The 17,385-nt window shown below is 69.9% G+C and carries 15 protein-coding genes; 6 read left to right on the forward strand and 9 right to left on the reverse strand.

The window, feature by feature from the left end; all coding sequences use genetic code 11:
* Position 1 precedes the first annotated feature (1 nt).
* Entirely contained in the window at positions 2 to 1,372 is a 1,371-nt protein-coding gene (locus AC07RV_RS35555; RefSeq protein ID WP_296784199.1) for an alpha/beta hydrolase family protein, read from the forward strand.
* A 40-nt stretch (positions 1,373 to 1,412) separates the two neighbouring features.
* On the forward strand, positions 1,413 to 2,405 hold the full coding sequence (locus AC07RV_RS35560; RefSeq protein ID WP_296784143.1) for a tripartite tricarboxylate transporter substrate-binding protein: 993 nt from the start codon (positions 1,413 to 1,415) through the stop codon (positions 2,403 to 2,405).
* A 204-nt stretch (positions 2,406 to 2,609) separates the two neighbouring features.
* Here the strand turns inward: AC07RV_RS35560 and AC07RV_RS35565 are convergent, their stop codons facing one another.
* The 3 genes from AC07RV_RS35565 to AC07RV_RS35575 all read right to left on the reverse strand — a co-directional run bounded on the left by AC07RV_RS35565 (position 2,610) and on the right by AC07RV_RS35575 (position 6,344).
* On the reverse strand, positions 2,610 to 3,950 hold the full coding sequence (locus AC07RV_RS35565; RefSeq protein ID WP_296784146.1) for an MFS family transporter: 1,341 nt from the start codon (positions 3,948 to 3,950) through the stop codon (positions 2,610 to 2,612).
* A 161-nt stretch (positions 3,951 to 4,111) separates the two neighbouring features.
* The gene (locus tag AC07RV_RS35570; protein WP_208513188.1) at positions 4,112 to 5,269 is read right to left on the reverse strand and encodes an alpha-hydroxy acid oxidase; all 1,158 of its coding nucleotides are present in this window, start codon (positions 5,267 to 5,269) and stop codon (positions 4,112 to 4,114) included.
* Positions 5,270 to 5,459: 190 nt separating this feature from the next.
* Positions 5,460 to 6,344, reverse strand: coding sequence for a LysR substrate-binding domain-containing protein (locus AC07RV_RS35575; protein WP_296784151.1), 885 nt, complete (start codon positions 6,342 to 6,344; stop codon positions 5,460 to 5,462).
* 262 nt (positions 6,345 to 6,606) lie between these two features.
* On the opposite strand from AC07RV_RS35575, the gene AC07RV_RS35580 reads away from it, so the two are divergent.
* Positions 6,607 to 8,268 (forward strand): L-lactate permease, encoded by a 1,662-nt coding sequence (locus AC07RV_RS35580; RefSeq protein ID WP_296784153.1) that lies wholly within the window; start codon positions 6,607 to 6,609, stop codon positions 8,266 to 8,268.
* Here the strand turns inward: AC07RV_RS35580 and AC07RV_RS35585 are convergent.
* Positions 8,246 to 8,854: a TetR/AcrR family transcriptional regulator gene (locus AC07RV_RS35585; protein ID WP_093349248.1), complete on the reverse strand. Its 609-nt coding sequence runs from the start codon at positions 8,852 to 8,854 to the stop codon at positions 8,246 to 8,248. The genes AC07RV_RS35580 and AC07RV_RS35585 overlap by 23 nt on opposite strands.
* Positions 8,855 to 8,989: 135 nt before the next feature.
* On the opposite strand from AC07RV_RS35585, the gene AC07RV_RS35590 reads away from it, so the two are divergent.
* Positions 8,990 to 9,421: a nuclear transport factor 2 family protein gene (locus AC07RV_RS35590; protein WP_057595284.1), complete on the forward strand. Its 432-nt coding sequence runs from the start codon at positions 8,990 to 8,992 to the stop codon at positions 9,419 to 9,421.
* A 67-nt stretch (positions 9,422 to 9,488) separates the two neighbouring features.
* On the forward strand, positions 9,489 to 9,932 hold the full coding sequence (gene cynS, locus AC07RV_RS35595; RefSeq protein ID WP_093348453.1) for a cyanase: 444 nt from the start codon (positions 9,489 to 9,491) through the stop codon (positions 9,930 to 9,932).
* Between the two features lies 1 nt (position 9,933).
* Here cynS and AC07RV_RS35600 read toward each other — a convergent pair whose 3' ends face one another.
* Positions 9,934 to 10,716: an SDR family oxidoreductase gene (locus AC07RV_RS35600; RefSeq protein WP_093348456.1), complete on the reverse strand. Its 783-nt coding sequence runs from the start codon at positions 10,714 to 10,716 to the stop codon at positions 9,934 to 9,936.
* A 368-nt stretch (positions 10,717 to 11,084) separates the two neighbouring features.
* Here AC07RV_RS35600 and AC07RV_RS35605 point away from each other — a divergent pair, with 368 nt between their 5' ends.
* Entirely contained in the window at positions 11,085 to 11,780 is a 696-nt protein-coding gene (locus AC07RV_RS35605) for a TetR/AcrR family transcriptional regulator (protein ID WP_093348459.1), read from the forward strand.
* On the opposite strand, the gene AC07RV_RS35610 is transcribed toward AC07RV_RS35605, so the two are convergent.
* Genes AC07RV_RS35610 through AC07RV_RS35625 form a run of 4 tightly spaced genes read right to left on the reverse strand, consistent with a single transcriptional unit; the run spans position 11,781 to position 17,152 of the window.
* Entirely contained in the window at positions 11,781 to 13,178 is a 1,398-nt protein-coding gene (locus AC07RV_RS35610) for a coniferyl aldehyde dehydrogenase (RefSeq protein WP_296784158.1), read from the reverse strand.
* 52 nt (positions 13,179 to 13,230) lie between these two features.
* Positions 13,231 to 14,526, reverse strand: a complete 1,296-nt coding sequence (locus AC07RV_RS35615) for a DSD1 family PLP-dependent enzyme (RefSeq protein ID WP_296784161.1) — start codon at positions 14,524 to 14,526, stop codon at positions 13,231 to 13,233.
* A complete protein-coding gene (locus tag AC07RV_RS35620; protein WP_296784164.1) occupies positions 14,523 to 15,956 on the reverse strand; it encodes a D-arabinono-1,4-lactone oxidase in 1,434 nt (477 codons plus the stop codon). The genes AC07RV_RS35615 and AC07RV_RS35620 overlap by 4 nt, the downstream gene beginning before the upstream one ends.
* 14 nt (positions 15,957 to 15,970) lie before the next feature.
* Positions 15,971 to 17,152 (reverse strand): porin, encoded by a 1,182-nt coding sequence (locus AC07RV_RS35625; protein WP_208513193.1) that lies wholly within the window; start codon positions 17,150 to 17,152, stop codon positions 15,971 to 15,973.
* Positions 17,153 to 17,385 lie beyond the last annotated feature (233 nt).

Below are 17,385 nucleotides of genomic sequence, written 5' to 3' on the forward strand. Positions count from 1 at the left end.
GATGCATCTCGAGCGGCGGGCGCGTCCCGCCTTCGCGGCGGCGCTGGCCGCGGCCGCCGCCTTGTTCGCCACGTTGCCGGCGCAGGCCGCGCGCGTCGAAGGACCGCGCGCCGCCACCTGCCCGGCCCCGGTCCCCGAGGGCGCCCGCTGCTACACCGGCGCCGACGGCACGGGCGCGCTCTACTGGATCGCGATCCCGAAGGACTGGAACCGCGGCGTGCTCGTGATGCACGCGCACGGCGGCCCTGAAACCGGCCCCCCCAAGCTCGAGCGCAGCGCGGAGGACCTCAAGCGCTGGGCCGTGACCGTGAAGGCCGGCTATGCCTGGGCCGGCTCCACCTACCGGCGCGGCGGCTATGGCGTGACCATGGCGGCCGAAGACACCGAGCGCCTGCGCCAGCTCTTCGTGCGCCATTTCGGCGAGCCGCGCCGCACCCTGCTGCACGGCCAGAGCTATGGCGCGGGCGTGGCGGCGAAGGCGGCCGAACTCTATGCGCCGGCCGGCGGTGCCAAGGGCCCCTACGACGGCCTGCTGCTGACCAGCGGCGTGCTCGGCGGCGGCAACAGCGCCTACGACTTCCGGCTTGACCTGCGCGTGGTCTACCAGTACGTCTGCCGCAACCATCCGAAGCCCGACGAGCCGCAGTACCCGCTGTGGCAGGGCCTGCCGCTCGATGCGAAGCTCACGCGCAAGGAACTGGCCGACCGCGTGCGCGACTGCACCGGCGTGGGCCTGCCCGCGGCGCAGCGCACGCCCGAGCAGGCCGCGCGGCTCAAGACCATTCTCACGGCCGTGAAGATCCCCGAGCGATCGCTGGTCGGCCACCTGAACTGGGCCACCTGGCTGTTCCAGGACCTGACGCAGCTGCGGCTGCAGGGCCGCAATCCCTTCGGCAATGTCGGCGTGAGCTACGCCGCGGCGCCGGCCGAGGCGGCCGCGCTCAATGCCGGCGTGCTGCGCTACGCGGCCGATCCGCAGGCCAAGGGCGCGCTCGCGGCCGACAGCCAGCCCACGGGCCGCACCGCGCTGCCCACCGTGGGGCTGCATGCCATCGACGACCCAACCGCCTTCGTCGAACTCGAGAACGCCTACCGCCGCATCCGCGACGCGGCCGGCACCGGCGAGCTGCTGGTGCAGAGCTTCAGCGACGAGCGCGAGCACAGCTACCTCAGCGATTCGGAATACCCGGCGCTGTTCGCCGCGCTGCTCGACTGGATCGACAAGGGCGAGAAGCCCACGCCCGCGGGCCTCGCGCAACGCTGCGCCGCGCTGATGCCGCGCTACGACACCGACGGCAAGAACGGCTGCCACATCCAGCCGGCCTGGCAGCCGCCGCCGCTCGAGCAGCGCGTGCCGGCGCGCGCGCCCTGACCCTCTTTTCGCATTCGACCTTTCAATACCCGGAGACTCCATGACCCAGCGTTCCGCTTTCGCCTTCGCCCTCGCCACGGTGGCCGCCGCCTGCGCCTTCACCGTGCAGGCGCAGGACTTCCCGGCGGGCAAGCCCGTCACCATCGTCGTGCCCTTCGCGGCCGGCGGCCCCACCGACCGCGTCGCGCGCGACCTCGCCGAGGCGCTGCGCAAGCCGCTGGGCGGTGCCAGCGTGATCATCGACAACGTGCCCGGCGCCGGCAGCTCGATCGGCGCGGCCAAGGTGGCGCGCGCGGCACCCGACGGCTACACGCTGCTGCTCAACCACATCGCCATGGCCACCGTGCCGACGCTGGTGCGCAACGTGCCGTTCAAGGTCGAGACCGATTTCGAATACCTGGGCATCGTCAACGACGTGCCGATGACCCTGATCGCCAAGCCCAGCCTGCCGGCCAACAACTACGCCGAGCTGTCCTCGTGGGTGACGGCCAACAAGGGCAAGATCAACATCGGCAATGCCGGCGTGGGTTCGGCCTCGCACCTGTGCGGCCTGCTCTACCAGAGCGCCACCAAGACCGAGATGACGCCCGTGCCCTACAAGGGCACCGCGCCGGCCATCACCGACCTGATCGGCGGCCAGATCGACCTGCTCTGCGACCAGACCACCAACACCTCGCCGCAGATCGAGGCGAAGAAGGTCAAGGCCTATGCCGTGACCTCGCCCAAGCGCCTGACCACGCCGCTGCTGAAGGACCTGCCGACCCTGCAGGAGGCCGGCCTCAAGGACTTCCAGGTCACGATCTGGCACGGCCTCTACGCGCCCAAGGGCACGCCGGCGGCCATCCAGAAGAAGCTCAACGAGGCGCTGAAGGCCGCGCTCAAGGACGCCGACTTCATCAAGCGCGAGGAAGCGCTGGGCGCCGTGGTCGCGACCGACGGGCGCATCGAGCCCGAGGGCCACAAGAAGTTCGTGGCGGCCGAGATCGCGAAGTGGAGCCCGATCATCAAGGCCGCGGGGGTGTACGCGGACTGAGCGCCGCGGGGGGCAGTCGGGGCGTCAGAGGTGCTGCGAGATCAGCACCGCGGCGCCCGCGAGCGAGATCGCGCCGCCGACGAGTTTTCTGAGGTTCTTGATGAGCGTCATAGTGGTTCTCCTGGCTGAGGCTCCATGGTGCCGCGCTTCACCCCGGCGCGGGTTTGGAAATCCTCATGCCGGGGATAGCCACGGCCACGCAGATCAATGGTCGTGGTGCAGATAGCTGGCCTGCCGCGGCAGCCGCAGGCTCACGAGGAAGGCGATCACCATCATCGCGCTCACGTACCAGAAGAAGGCCGACTCGTGGCCCAGTGACTTGAGCCCCAGCGCCACGTACTCGGCCGAGCCGCCGAAGATCGCGTTGGCCACCGCGTAGGCCAGGCCCACGCCGAGCGCGCGCACCTCGGGCGGGAACATCTCGGCCTTCACGATGCCGCTGATCGAGGTGTAGAAGCTCACGATGGCCAGCGCCACGATGATCAGCACGAAGGCCAGCACCGGGCTGGTGGTGTGCTGCAGCGCGGTGAGGATCGGCACGGTGGCGATCGCGCCCAGGCCGCCGAACAGCAGCATGTTGTTGCGCCGGCCGATGCGGTCCGACAGTGCGCCAAACAGCGGCTGCATGCACATGTAGGCGAACAGGGCGCCGGTCATCACGTAGCTCGCGGTCTTGATCGGCAGGTGCACCGTGTTCACCAGGTACTTCTGCATGTAGGTGGTGAAGGTGTAGAAGATCAGCGAGCCGCCGGCCGTGTAGCCCAGCACGGTGAGGAAGGCCGGCGTGTGGTGCCTGAACAGGCCGGCGATGCTGCCGGCCTCCTTGTTCTTCTTCGCTTCGTCGCTCTGCGTCTCGTGCAGCGTGCGGCGCAGCAGCAGCGCGACCACCGCGGCGATGGCGCCGATCACGAACGGGATGCGCCAGCCCCAGGCCTTGAGCTCGGCCTCGCTGAGCAACTGTTCGAGCACCACGATCACCAGCACCGCGAGCAGCTGGCCGCCGATCAGCGTGACGTACTGGAACGAGGAGAAGAAGCCGCGCTGGCCGCGCAGCGCGACCTCGCTCATGTAGGTGGCGGTGGTGCCGTATTCGCCGCCCACCGACAGGCCCTGGAACAGCCGGCACATCAACAGCAGGAACGGCGCCCAGGCGCCGATGGCCGCGTAGGTCGGCAGGCAGGCGATGACCAGCGAGCCGCCGCACATCATCGTGACCGAGATCAGCATCGAGGTCTTGCGCCCGAGCCGGTCGGCGATGCGGCCGAACAGCCAGCCACCGATCGGCCGCATCAGGAAGCCGGCCGCGAACACGCCCGCGGTGTTGAGCAGCTGCGCGGTGGGATCGGACTTGGGGAAGAAGGCCGGCGCGAAGTAGAGCGCCGAGAACGCGTAGACGTAGAAGTCGAACCACTCGACCAGGTTGCCCGAGGAGGCCGCCATGATCGCGAACACGCGGTGGCGTTTTTCTTCCGCGGTGTAGTGGGGTGGGGATGCGGAAGCTGCCGGGCTTCCCGGGCTCGCGTGGAGGGGCGTGGTCGCGCTCATGGTGCCTGTGGGCCACCGAACGGACCGGCGGCCGTGTTGTTGTTGCCGGACCATTCTGCGCCGCACGATGACCGGGTCGTGTCAGCCGGTGCCGCATCGGCCTATCGCCGATGGGGCCTTGCGCGCGGCCCGCGCCCCCGGCACGGACCCGTGGCAGCCGGCTAGAACGTGCCCGGCAGCAGGATGCCCGAATCCACCGTGTTGATGTCGGTATGGCCGCAGAAGGCCATGGTCACGTCGAGTTCCTTGTGGATGATCTGCAGCGCGCGCGTCACGCCGGCCTGGCCGTAGGCGCCGAGGCCGTAGAGGAAGCTGCGGCCGATCATCGTGCCGCGGGCGCCGAGGGCGCGCGCCTTGAGCACGTCCTGGCCGCTGCGGATGCCGCCGTCCATCCAGACCTCGATGTCGCGGCCCACGGCATCGGCGATGGCCGGCAGCGCGCTGATCGAGGAGGGCGCGCCGTCGAGCTGGCGCCCGCCGTGGTTCGACACGATCAGCGCGTCGGCGCCGCTGTTCGCGGCCAGCCGCGCGTCTTCCGCGTCGAGGATGCCCTTGAGGATCAGCTTGCCGCCCCAGCGCTTCTTGATCCACTCGATGTCGCCCCAGTTCAGCGCCGGATCGAACTGCTCGGCGGTCCACGAGGACAGCGAGGACAGGTCCTTCACGCCCTTGGCATGGCCCGCGATGTTGCGGAAGGTGCGGCGCTTGGTGCCCAGCATGCCGAGGCACCAGTGCGGCTTGGTCGCGAGGTTCAGCAGGTTCTTGATCGTGGGCTTGGGCGGCGTGGTCAGGCCATTCTTGATGTCCTTGTGGCGCTGGCCGAGGATCTGCAGGTCGAGCGTGAGCTGCAGCGCCGACACGTTGGCCGCGCGCGCGCGGTCGATCAGGCGTTCGATGAAGTCGCGGTCCTTCATCACGTAGAGCTGGAACCAGAACGGATGGCGGTCGGTGTTCTCGGCGATGTCCTCGAGCGAGCAGATGCTCATGGTCGAGAGCGTGAACGGGATGCCGAAGGCCTTGGCCGCGAGCGCGCCCAGGATCTCGCCGTCGGCGTGCTGCATGCCCGTGAGGCCCGTGGGCGCGATCGCCACCGGCATCGCCACGTCCTGCCCGATCATGGTGGTGCGGGTGGAACGGCCCTCCATGTTGACGGCCACGCGCTGGCGCAGCTTGATCTTCTGGAAGTCGCTCTCGTTGGCGCGGTAGGTGCCCTCGGTCCACGCGCCGGAGTCGGCGTAGTCGTAGAACATCTTCGGCACGCGCCGCTTGGCGACCACCCGCAGGTCTTCGATGCAGGTGATCTTGGAAAGGTCGGGCACGGGGAGTCTCCTGTGGAACGGGTTGTTGTCGTGGGCGGGCCTGGGGGCCGGGCCGCCGCCATTATTGGGCAGCAGCCCCTCCCGCAGCGCAACGCGCGGCGCCGTGAGTGTGGCCGCGGCGGGCCCCGGCGGGGCTGAAAAACGCTGCTCGGCGATCTGAAAAAAATTCAGGCGGCCGCTTCACGCCTCGTCAGCCCTCGAGCGACTGCCGGGCCCAGGCCACGAAGGCCGCGCATTCGGGGCGCTCGAGCGCACCCGGCCGCCAGCACAGGAAGTAGTGGTTGGGCGAGGGCACGCTGACCGGCGACAGCCGCACCAGCCGGCCGCCGTCGATCCAGGCGCGGCCCAGGTGCAGCCGCATCAGCGCCACGCCCAGGCCCTCGGCGGCCGCCTCGAGCAGCAGGCCCAGGTCGGTGAACTGGGCGCCGCTGGCGGGCTCGGGCAGGCCGATGCCGTGGGCCGCGAACCAGATGCGCCAATTCTCGAGCGGGGTGCGCAGCAGCTGGGCGCGTTCCACCTCGGCCCGGGTGGCGAAACCCTCGAACGGGCCGTGGCGCTTCAGGTAGGCCGGGCTGCACACGGGCGTGAGCGCATCGGCCGGGAACTGCAGGAACTCGCGCTGGCGGAACGGCCCGGCGCCGAAACGCAACTCGATGTCGGCCTCGTCGAGCGCGTTCTCGCGCATCGGCGCCGTCACCTGCATCACCAGCTCGACCTCGGGATGGGCCTCGCAGAAGCGCGCGAGCTGCGGCATCAGGATCTGGCGCGAGAAGGTGGGCGTGACGGCCACGCGCAGCCGGCGCGTGTGGGGCGCGGCCTCGCGGCCCGGCACCTGCTCGAGCGCGAAGATGGCCTCGCGCACCCGCGCCAAGTAGACGATGCCGTCGGCGCTGAGGCTGAAGTCGCTGCCCGCGAAGAAGCGCAGGCCGAGCTGCGACTCGAGCTGGCGGATGCGGTGGCTCACGGCGCTGGGCGTCACGCTGAGCTCCTCGGCCGCCAGGTTCACGCTGCGCAGGCGCGCGACCGCCTCGAAGGCGAGCAGGCCCTGGGTGGACGGGAGGCGCGTGGAAGCCATGAAGGTGTGGAGGGCAGTGCGTGGAAGGAGGTTGTACCCGAGGGCGCGGGGTGGCCCACGGTTGTCCGCAGGTGGTGCGCCGCGGGGCCCGCGGGCGTACGATGGTATCGAAGCGCCGCGGGCCCGACCGCCCCGGCGCTTCGTTTCGCCGCGCCGCAATGCAGTGCAGAGGGGACAGGTGGAAAGGAACAGGGGGTCTGAGCGATCGCAGTGTGTTGCAGCGCATCCGTCACATCGAATACAACAGTACGGAGACAGACACATGGTTTGGCAACAGGTTTACAACCCGTTCGGGAGCATGGTGGTATCGACGGCGCTCGCCGCGATACCGGTGGTGGTGATGCTGGTGTGCCTCGGCCTCCTGCACGTCAAGGCCCACTTCGCGGCCGGGCTCGGCCTCCTCAGCGCGCTGGCGATCGCAGTCTTCGCCTTCGGCATGCCGGCCGACATGGCGGGCAAGGCCGCCTTCCTCGGCGGCATCACCGGGCTGCTGCCGATCGGCTGGATCGTGCTCAACATCATCTTCCTGCAGCAGCTCACGCAGCAGAACGGCAGCTTCCAGGTGCTGCAGGATTCCATCGCCGGCATCACCGAGGACCGGCGGCTGCAGCTGCTTTTGATCGCCTTCGCCTTCGGCGCCTTCTTCGAGGGCGCGGCCGGCTTCGGCACGCCGGTGGCGGTCACGGCCGCCATCCTGATCGGGCTGGGCTTCTCGCCGCTCGCGGCCTCGGGTCTCTCGCTGATCGCCAACACCGCGCCGGTGGCCTTCGGCGCGCTCGGCACGCCGGTGCTCACGCTGGCCAAGGTGCACGGCTACGACCTGATGGCCGTCACCGCGATGATCGGCCGGCAGCTGCCGTTCTTCTCGGTGCTGGTGCCGTTCTGGCTGATCTGGGCCTTCGCGGGCCGCAAGGGCATGTGGGAGGTCTGGCCGGCGATCCTGGTCACCGGCGTCTCGTTCGCGATCCCGCAGTACCTGGTGTCGAACTTCATCGGCCCCGAGCTGGTGGACATCATCGCGGCCATCGTCTCGATGGTCTGCCTGGTGCTGTTCCTGCGCGTGTGGAAGCCCGCCAGGACGTGGACCTCGGTCTCGCTCAAGGGCCACGAGGCCGACGGCGGCGAGGCCAAGCCGGTGGGTGCGCCCGCCAAGCATCCCACCGCCGCGGTGGTGCGGGCCTGGACCCCGTGGCTGATCCTCACGGTGTTCGTGTTCATCTGGGGCCTGCCCTCGGTCAAGACCTGGCTCAACGGCATCTTCGCGCCCAACTTCCCGATCGAGGGACTGCACAACATGATCGAGAAGGTGGCGCCGGTGGTGCCCAAGCCGACCAAGGAAGGCGCGGTCTACCAGCTGCTGCTGCTCTCGGCCACCGGCACCGGCATCCTGGTGTCGGCGCTCGTGGGCGGGCTGGTCATGAAGTACAACCCGGTCCAGCTCGTGGCCGCCTACGGCCGCACGCTGTGGCTGGTGAAGTTCTCGCTGCTCACCATCGTGCTGATGCTTGCGCTGGGCACGCTCACGCGCTACTCGGGGCTCGACACCACGCTGGGCCTGGCCTTCGCCAACACCGGCGTGTTCTATCCCTTCTTCGGCACCCTCATGGGCTGGCTGGGCGTGGCGCTCACGGGGTCCGACACGGCCTCGAACGTGCTGTTCGGCGGCATGCAGAAGGTGGCGGCCGACCAGCTCGGGCTGAGCCCCAACCTCATGGGGGCAGCCAACAGCTCGGGCGGCGTGATGGGCAAGATGATCGATGCGCAGTCGATCGTGGTGGCCTCGACCGCCACGCGCTGGTTCAACCACGAGGGCGAGATCCTGCGCTACGTGTTCTTCCACTCGATCGCGCTGGCCTGCCTGGTCGGCATCCTCGTGACCCTGCAGGCCTATGTGTGGCCGTTCACCGCGATGGTGGTGAAGTAGGCGCCGCGGCGTCGGCCAGCGCGCGCAGCAGCCGGCGCAGGTCCTCGACCGCCTCGCGCACCAGCTCGGCGCCGCCCATCTGCGCCTTGACGATCGCGCCGTCGATGCCGATGGCGGCGGCCTGCGCGAGCGCCATGCGCTGCGGCAGCGTGGTGGGCAGCAGGTCGGCGATCACCTCGACCATCTCGCGCTTGTGATCGCGCGCGCGCTCGGCCGCGCCCTCGACGCTGCCGCCCACCTCGGCGACGGCATTGATGAAGGCGCAGCCGCGGAACACCGGGTCGGTGAACCATTCGGCCATCACGTCGGCCAGCAGCAGCAGGGCCTGCGCGTCGCCGCTGCGCTCGTGCGCGCCGCGCCGCCCCAGCGCATCGACGAACCAGGCCATCCAGCGCGCATGCCGGTGGTCGAGGAAGGCGCGCACCAGGTCGTCCTTCGAGGGGAAGTGGCGGTAGAAGGTGACCTTGGTCACGGCCGAGGCCGCGATCACGCGGTCGATGCCGGTGGCGCGGATGCCGTCGGCATAGAAGAGGTCGTGCGCCGTGAGCAGGATGCGCTCGCGCGCGGGCAGGGCGGAAAGGTCCAGGTCCATGGCGCGATTGTAGGCACTCTCGCCGCCATGTAGACAGGTCTGTCTACATGTGGCACATTGCGGCCGGGCTACACCGCCTTTTCCTTCCAACCTTCCCTTCCGACTTTCCATCCTTACCGAAAGACCGCCATGGAATCCGAATCCCGCCCGCCGCTGCCCCCGTTCACGCTCGAGACCGCGCTCAAGAAGGTCCAGGCCGCCGAAGACGCCTGGAACACGCGCGACCCGGTGCGCGTGAGCCTGGCCTACACGCCCGACACCGAATGGCGCAACCGGGCCGACTTCGTCAATGGCCGCGAGCAGGTGGTGCAGTTCCTGCAGCGCAAGTGGGTGCGCGAGCTCGACTACCGCCTGAAGAAGACGCTCTGGGCCTTCATGGACAACCGCATCGCGGTGCGCTTCGAGTACGAATGGCACGACGACTCGGGCCACTGGTTCCGCAGCCACGGCAACGAGAACTGGGAGTTCGCGCCCAACGGCCTGATGCAGCGGCGCTACGCAAGCATCAACGACCAGCCCATCGCGGAGTCGGAGCGCAAGTTCCGCTGGGAACGCGCCTGATGGCGCCGGGCCGGGCGGCGGCACGCCTGTTGCTTGCCCGTGCCCGGCACTCAAGGAGCACCTGAACATGAACCGCAACGACGTCACCGAGAAGATCATCGCCACCAAGGTAGCCAAGGGCCTGCAGTGGGCCGATGTCGCGAAGAAGCTCGGCCTCTCGAAGGAATGGACCACCGCCGCCTGCCTCGGCCAGATGACGCTCGACGAGAAGCAGGCCAAGATCGTCGGGCGCATCTTCGGCCTCAGCGCCGAGGAGCAGAAGTGGCTGCAGGTGGTGCCGTACAAGGGCTCGCTGCCCTCGGCGGTGCCGACCGATCCGCTGATCTACCGCTGGTACGAGATCGTCAGCGTCTACGGCACCACCATCAAGGAGCTGATCCACGAGGAGTTCGGCGACGGCATCATGAGCGCCATCGACTTCAGCATGGACATCCAGCGCCAGCCCGATCCCAAGGGCGACCGCGTGAACGTGGTGCTCTCGGGCAAGTTCCTGCCCTACAAGACTTATTGAATCAGAAGGCGTAGTCGGCCGGCTCCTCGGGCGCGCTGTCCGAGCGGCCGCCCGGCGAGCGCAGCAGCGCGGGCACGGGGTGCGCCGCGTAGTAGCCGCCCTCGATCGCGCCGACGATCGAACGCGCCACCGCGTCGGCCGGTGCCAGCAGGCGCCGCCGCGTCGACATGCGCTCGCCGGCCAGGCCCGCGGCGATGCGCTCGAGGCGCGGGTCGCCCGGCGGTGCCAGCTCGGGATGGAGCACGCTCACGCGCACGCGGCCCGCATGCTCCTGGCGCAGGCCCTCGGAGATCGCGTCCACCGCGTACTGCGTGCCGTGGTAGACGGCCGACTCCGCCGTCACCCCCGTGACGGACACCGGCGCGAGGTTCACGATGTGGCCCCAGCCCTGCTCCTGCATCGTCGGCAGCACGGCCGCGATGCCGAGCAGCACGCCGCGCAGGTTGACGTCGATCATGAGTTCCCACTCCTCGATCTTGCGCATCCACAGCGGCGAGCGCGGCATCACGCCCGCGGCGTTGACCAGCGCGTCGATGCGGTCGTGGCGCTCGAGCGCGAGTTCGGCGAAGGCCTCCATCTCGGGGCGCAGCGTGACGTCGAGCCGCTGGAAGCTCGCCGAGCCGCCGATGGCCCGGATCTCGGCCGCGAGCGCCGCGAGCCGGTCGGTGCGGCGCGCACCGAGCACCACGTGGGCACCGCGCCGCGCGAGCAGCCGCGCGGTCGCTTCGCCGATGCCACTGCTCGCGCCGGTGATGAGAACGACTTTGTCCTGGATTGCGGTCATGGAAAACTCCTCGTGCTGAAGGGGATGCACAGGCGCCATGGGGGCTCCCGGCATGGTGAGAAGTTTCGCGCCCGGCGCGCTCCAGGCGGTATCCGGATCGAACGCGGTTCTTGCCTTTTTCTCCGAAACAAGGGGGCCGGCGCCGACAGCGCCGAGGCGCGCGCGAACTTTCTTCTCGCAGAGCCCATCTTCGGTGCATGGCCGTTCCGGGGCTGGCCGTTTCCGGCCCTGCGTCCGCCGGTTCTTGCCCGATCCTTCGCCGCGGCGGTGGCCCCGGCGGGCCGCAGGGCATCGCTCGGGGGCGCGGGCGCTGACTATAAGATGCCCGCATTCCGAACCGCCCGCACCCGACCCGCACCGCATCTCCCATGGTCAAGAACAACCTCCAGGAGCGCAAGCAGCGCGAACTCGAGCAGCGCCGCAAGGACATCCTGAAGGTGGTGCGCAAGCTGATCATCCGCGACGGCGCGCGCGAGGTGACGATGCGCAAGGTGGCCGAGGAATCGGGCTTCTCGAACACGGTGGTCTACACGCTGTTCGGCGACAAGGCCAGCATGATCACCAACGCGATCGACGAGGACATCATCCGCATGCACAAGCTGGTGCAGGCGGCGATCGCGAGCGGCGAGGGCGCTTTGGCGCGCGTGCGGCTGGCCTGCCGGGCCTACGTGGAGAACGGCCTGCGCCATCCCGACCAGTACTTCCTGGTGTTCATGGAGCGCCGGCCCGCGGCGCCGGTCGAGACCTCGACGCTGGTGTTCGGCGATCCCGAGCGCGACCCCTATGCACTGGTGCGCGGCCTCGCGGCGGAACTGGTGCGCGAGGGCTTCGTGGCGGCCGACGACACGCAGCTGCACGTGATCACGCAGCTGCTGTGGGAAGGCATCCACGGCATGACCTCGCTGCGCGTGTCGGGCGGCGACGATCCCTGGATCGAGCGCATCGACGCGATGGCGCACCTCGAGCTGCTGGTCGACGTGCTGCTGCTGGGCATCGTGCACCGCTTCGCGGGGCCGAAGGCGAAGGCGGCGCTGGCGCAGCTCGCGCCCGCCGCCAAGGGCTGATCAGCGCGCCAGCAGCTTCAGCATCCGCTCGAAGGTCTTGCCGTAGGGCGGCTTGAACAGGCCGAGCCCGTTGAGGCCTGACTGGTGGAACACCGGCTTCATCTTCGAGAAGGTCTGGAAGCCGAACTCGCCGTGGTAGGCGCCCATGCCGCTCGCGCCGACGCCGCCAAACGGCAGGTCGTCCTGCGCGATGTGCAACAGCGTGTCGTTGACGGTCACGCCGCCGGCCACGGTCTGGGCCAGCACGCGGTCGATGTCGGCGCGCTGCTTCTCGAACAGGTAGAGCGCGAGCGGCCGCGGCCGGGCGTTGACGTAGCCGATGGCTTCCTCGAGCGTGTCGTAGGGCACGAGCGGCAGCACGGGGCCGAAGATCTCCTCCTGCATCACGCGCATGCCGTTGCCCACGCCCGTGAGCAGCACTGGCGGCAGCCGCCGCGACGCGAGATCGGACGGCGCGTCGCCCAGCCGCTCCACCGTGGCACCCTGGGCCTGGGCTTCCGCCACCAGCGCCTCGAGCCGCGCGAAATGGCGCGGGCTCACGATGCTCGTGTAGTCGGCATTGCGCGCCAGGTCGGGGTAGAGCGCGGCGAACACGCGCCGCGCGGCCTCGACGAAGCGCGCCTGCTGCTCGCGCGGCACCAGCACGTAGTCGGGCGCGATGCAGGTCTGGCCGGCATTGAGCGTCTTGCCCACGAGGATGCGTTCCACCGCCTTGTCGAAGGCGGCGCCGCGGCCCACGATGGCCGGCGACTTGCCGCCGAGCTCGAGCGTGACCGGCGTCAGGTGCTCGCTCGCGGCGCGCATCACGTGGCGGCCGACCTCGGTCGAGCCGGTGAACAGCAGGTGGTCGAAGGGCAGGCGCGCGAATTCGCGCGCCACCTCGGCATCGCCGTTGACCACCGCGATCTCGTCGGCCGCGAAGGCCGCGCCCACCAGCCGCGCGAACAGCTCGGCGAAGCGCGGCGTGTACTCCGACTGCTTGAGCATCGCGCGGTTGCCCGCGGCCAGCGCCGCCGTGAGCGGCCCGGCCGCGAGGTACAGCGGGTAGTTCCAGGGCACGACGATGCCGACCACGCCGAGCGGCTGCGGCATCAGCCGCGAGGACGCGGGCTTGAACCACAGCCCGGTGCTGCGGCGGCGCACGCGCATCCAGCGCTTGCCGTGGCGCAGCGCATGGTCGATGCCCTCGAGCGTAGGGAAGACCTCGGCCAGCTCGGTCTCCTGGCGCGGCCGGTTCGAGAAGTCGGCGCTGATCGCGGCCGCGATCGCGGCGCGGTGCTCGCGCACCAGCGCGCGCAGCCGGCGCAGGCGGTCGGCGCGCACGCTCCAGGGCGGGGCCTGGTCGCGCAGGCTGGCGGCGCGCTGGGCGTCGAAGAGGGGGCGCAGCTCTGGGGTCATGGAGGCCTCGGCGTGTCGGGGAATGGTCGGCGGCAAGTATGCCGGCCGGGTGTCAGCCGGTCTGGTGATAGACCGGCCAGGCGTCCTGGATCTTGCCGCCGCGCACGGTGATCAGGTCGCCGAACTGCAGCAGCACGCCCTCGGCGATCGCGGGCCGCAGGAAGACCTGGTCGTCGACCCACAGGCCCACCGAGGGCGAGGCGTTGACGTTCTCTTGGTTCGCGCTGTGGCCCAGGATGCCGTTGAACTGAAGGCCGCGCGGCGAGGCGTAGTCGGCCAGCCACCAGCCGCCGTAGATGTAGAAGGTCTGGCGCTGGTTCACGTCCCACCACGAGAAGATCCTCGACTTCGCATCGAGCGCCGGTATCTGCACCGGCCCCGTGGCCTTGAGCACCGGCGTGGCGATGAAGGCCGCGGGCTCGTGCTCGGCCAGGGTCTCGATGTCGTAGTGCGTGGGCTTGAGCAGCGCCGTGCCCACGCTGATCTCGGTGCTGAGCTTCTCGGCACCGTGCAGCGTGTAGCTCGGGCTGCCGCCGGCGTTGAGCGTGAGCCGCTCGTTCCACAGCGCGGGCCGGTGCGTGCGCGCGAAGTCGGCGAAGCCCTGGTAGATCGCCATCGCGCGCGCCAGCAGTTCCTCGGGCGTGCCGAGCACCTTGGGCACGCCGAAGCCCACGTGCGCGTCGTAGCCCATGAAGCCCGCGAACTCCAGCGCCGCCGGGTTGGCATCGATCATCTCGAGCATGCGCGCGAGCGTCGCGTTGTCGGCCACGCCGCCGCGGTGCAGGCCGACGTCGATCTCGATGTTGACGCGCAGCCGCGTGCCCAAGCCGCCGGCCAGCGCGAGGTACTGCTGCAGCCGCTCGGGCGTGTCGACCAGCCACTGCAATTGGCGCGCGGCATCGAACGGGCCCTTGAGCTGGCGGTAGAACAGCGCCGCCGACTGCACCGGCAGCGGCTTGCCCAGCAGCAGGTCGAAGTCGGGGAACACGGCCGCGTCGACGTTGAGGAAGGGCTGGTGGAAGGACATCAGCCGGCGGCTGCCCGAGCGCCTGGCCACGTAGGCGATCAGCGACTGGCAGGGCAGCGACTTCTCGACGATGCGGTAGTGCTTGCCCGCGCGCTGCAGGCCGCCGGCCACGCGCTCGATGTTGGCGTCGAGCCGGTCGAGGTCGATCACCATGCAGGGCCGCATCGGCCCGTTGCGGCGCAGCTCGTCGTTGAGCGCGCGGAAGTAGGGTTCGTGCGGCGCGCCCGCGTCGCCGGGGCGCAGCGCGAAGGCGGCGGCCGCACCCAGCCCGACGGTGCCGAGCGTGCCCAGCAACAGCTTTCTTCTCCGGCGTCCACTCATGATGCGATCCCGAACAGTTGCCGCAGGTAGGGGTTGAGCAGGCGGCCCTGCGGATCGAGCCGCGCGCGCAGCGCGAGAAAGTCGTTCCAGCGCGGATAGAGCGCGGCGAGCTCCACCGGGCCGCGGTCGTGCAGTTTGCCCCAGTGCGGCCGGCCCTGGTACTTGCGGAAGATCGGGCCGATCTGCGAGAGCAGGTAGTCGTGCGGTTCGCCCACTGCCGCATGGACGGCGATCGAGCAGCTGTCGCGGCCATGGAAGGGGCTGAGCCAGGCATCGTCGGCCGGCACGAAGCGGAACTCGAGCGGAAAGAACACGTCGTTGCGCCGCTCGAGCGCCGCGATCACCTCGCGCAGGCAGGCGATGCCCTGGGCCTGCGGCACGTGGTACTCGGTCTCGTTGAAGCGCGTGGGCCGCTGGGTCGAGAGCAGCCGCCACGAGCGGTTCTTCGCCTCCTCGGTCTGGTCGCCATCGATCAGCGCCGCGGCGACGCGGCGGCGCAGCGCCGGGAACCAGCCGAGCCAGTCGCGCAACCGGCGCAGGTCGCGCAGCATGTCCTCGTCGGCCGAGGGCGGCTGCACGGTGTCGCTGCCTTCGTAGAGGTCGTTCGCGATGCCCGCGGCATAGCCCGTGAAGGGCAGCACGTAGAACTCGAAATTGCGATGCCGCCGCGCGAGCGCCGGTGCCTCGTCGAGCATGGCCGCGAGCGGGCGCAGGAACACGCGGCGGTGCAGGTTGAAGGCCGGCACGGTGCGCACCGTGGCCTCGCTGATCACGCCGAGGCAACCGAGCGAGACGCGCGCCGCCGCGAACAGCTCGGGCTCGCGCGTGGCGCTGCATTCGATCGCTTCCGCGTTGGCGGTCACGAGGCGCAGCGCGGTCACTTCGGCATGCATCGCGGGCAGCGCGAGGCCGGTGCCGTGGGTGCCGGTGCTGATCGCGCCCGCGAAGGACTGCACGTCGATGTCGGGCAGGTTGCGCAGCGCGAGGCCGCGCGCGTCGAGCTCCTGCGACAGCACGGCGAGGCGCATGCCGGCCTGCAGGGTGGCGGTCTGCGCGGCGGCATCGGTGCCGACGAAGGCCGACATGGCGTCGAGCGAGAGCAGCGTGGCGTCGGTGGGCACCAGCGCGGTGAACGAATGGCCCGCGCCGACGCAGCGCAGGCCGGAGCCGCCCGAAGCGCGCAGCACGGCGCGCAACTCGGCTTCGTCGGCCGGCGTGGCGAGCAGGCGAGGCTGGCAGTGCTGCAGGCCGGACCAGTTGCGCCAGGGCAGCGGGGCATCGGCGGAGGCGGAGGCAGGTGCGACCGGGGTCGAGGGCGCATCGGCCGCGCGCGCGCCGAGTCCGCCGGCGAGCAGCGCGCCGGCACCGGCCTGCAGCACGGCGCGGCGGCGCGGTCCGCGCGCGTCGATGGAGGAGTGGCGGGGAGGCATCGCGTCGACGGTTCCTAGAAGCTGTGGCGCACGCCGAAGGTGACGCCGGTCTGCGTGCGGTCGACCGTGGGGCTCTGCGCATTGAGGCCCACGAGCTGCGCGCCCACCAGTCCGCCGCGGTAGATCGAGCGGTCGACCTCGGCATAGAGCATGGTGCGCTTCGACAGCAGATAGCCGGCTACCACCTGGTACTGGCTGGCCGAGCCGTCGAAGTCGCTGGTGTGGCCGCGCTGCCGCGTGAACCAGGCGTTGAAAGCCAGCGTGAGCCAGGGCGTGGCCTTCCAGGTGAGGCCACCCAAGGCCATGCGGCGCTTGGCGAAGCCGCCTGGGAAGTTGGCATCGAGCACCTGGACCGGCGAGATGATGCCGAGCCCGGCAAGATCCACGGGCGTGAACGGTCCGTTGGCGAAGGAGGTGAAGGCGTTGTCGCGCCGGTTGCCGATGTAGCCGGCCTGCAGCGTGAGGTTCTCGCCGATCAGGAACTGGGCACCGGCGGTGGCGATGTCGAAGCGCGCATGCGAGGCATCGTCGGTGCTGCGCATGAAGGCCGCCGCGAGCTTCACCGGGCCCTTCTCGGGGATGTAGGCCAGGCCCGCGCCGACCTGGCTGCCGCGGCGCGCCGAGCCCTCGCCTTCGCCGATCGCGTACTGCGCGAGCAGCACCACGTCGCCGAGCTGCGCGCCGTAGTGGACCATGTTGTTGGTCTTGCTCGCGGCCAGCAGGGTGTGCTCGGGTTTGAAGGCGTTGAAGTAGTCGCCCCAGAGGTTGGAGCCATAGGCGAGCGAGGCCGCTTCCATCGCCACGTTGTACTGGCGCCCGAAGGTCAGCTGGCCCCAGCGGTCCGACTGCAATCCGACCGAGGCGATCTGGAAGTGCTGCGGATCGCCCTCGGGCACGCGTTCGCCGTTGCGGATGTCGAAATGGCTCTCGACCTGGAACAGCGCCTGCAATCCCCCACCGAGGTCCTCGCTGCCCTTGAGGCCCCAGAAGCTCTCGGAGAGCCCGCCGCCGCGGCTCATGCGCAGCCGCGAACGACTGCGGTAGGGAACGCCCTCGGCCGTGTACTCGGCGCCATGGCTCTCATAGCGCAGACTGGCATCGACGGTGCCGTACAGGGTGACGGTGCTCTGCGCCTGGGCCGCGGTTCCCGCGAGCACCAGCAATGCCGCCGATGCGATCGCGATCTGCTGTCTCATGTTGTGTCTCCTCCTGCCGGGTGGCTTGGAGCCCGGGCGTCGGCCGCGGGCTGGAAGTGCGCCGTCTTTGCGGCGCGGGCGCATGATAGAACGATGTTCTTTAATAAATCAACGTTTCTTTTTGGAGCGTTGTTTTTGATCCGGTTGAGGTCGTAGCGGGCTCACGCCGATGGGGTACTCCCCTCCGCGAATGTCCCCCGCCTTCGGCTCCTCCTTTATTTCGCTGCGGGGAG

The sequence above is a fragment of the Variovorax sp. GW821-FHT09B01 genome, from assembly GCF_059418345.1.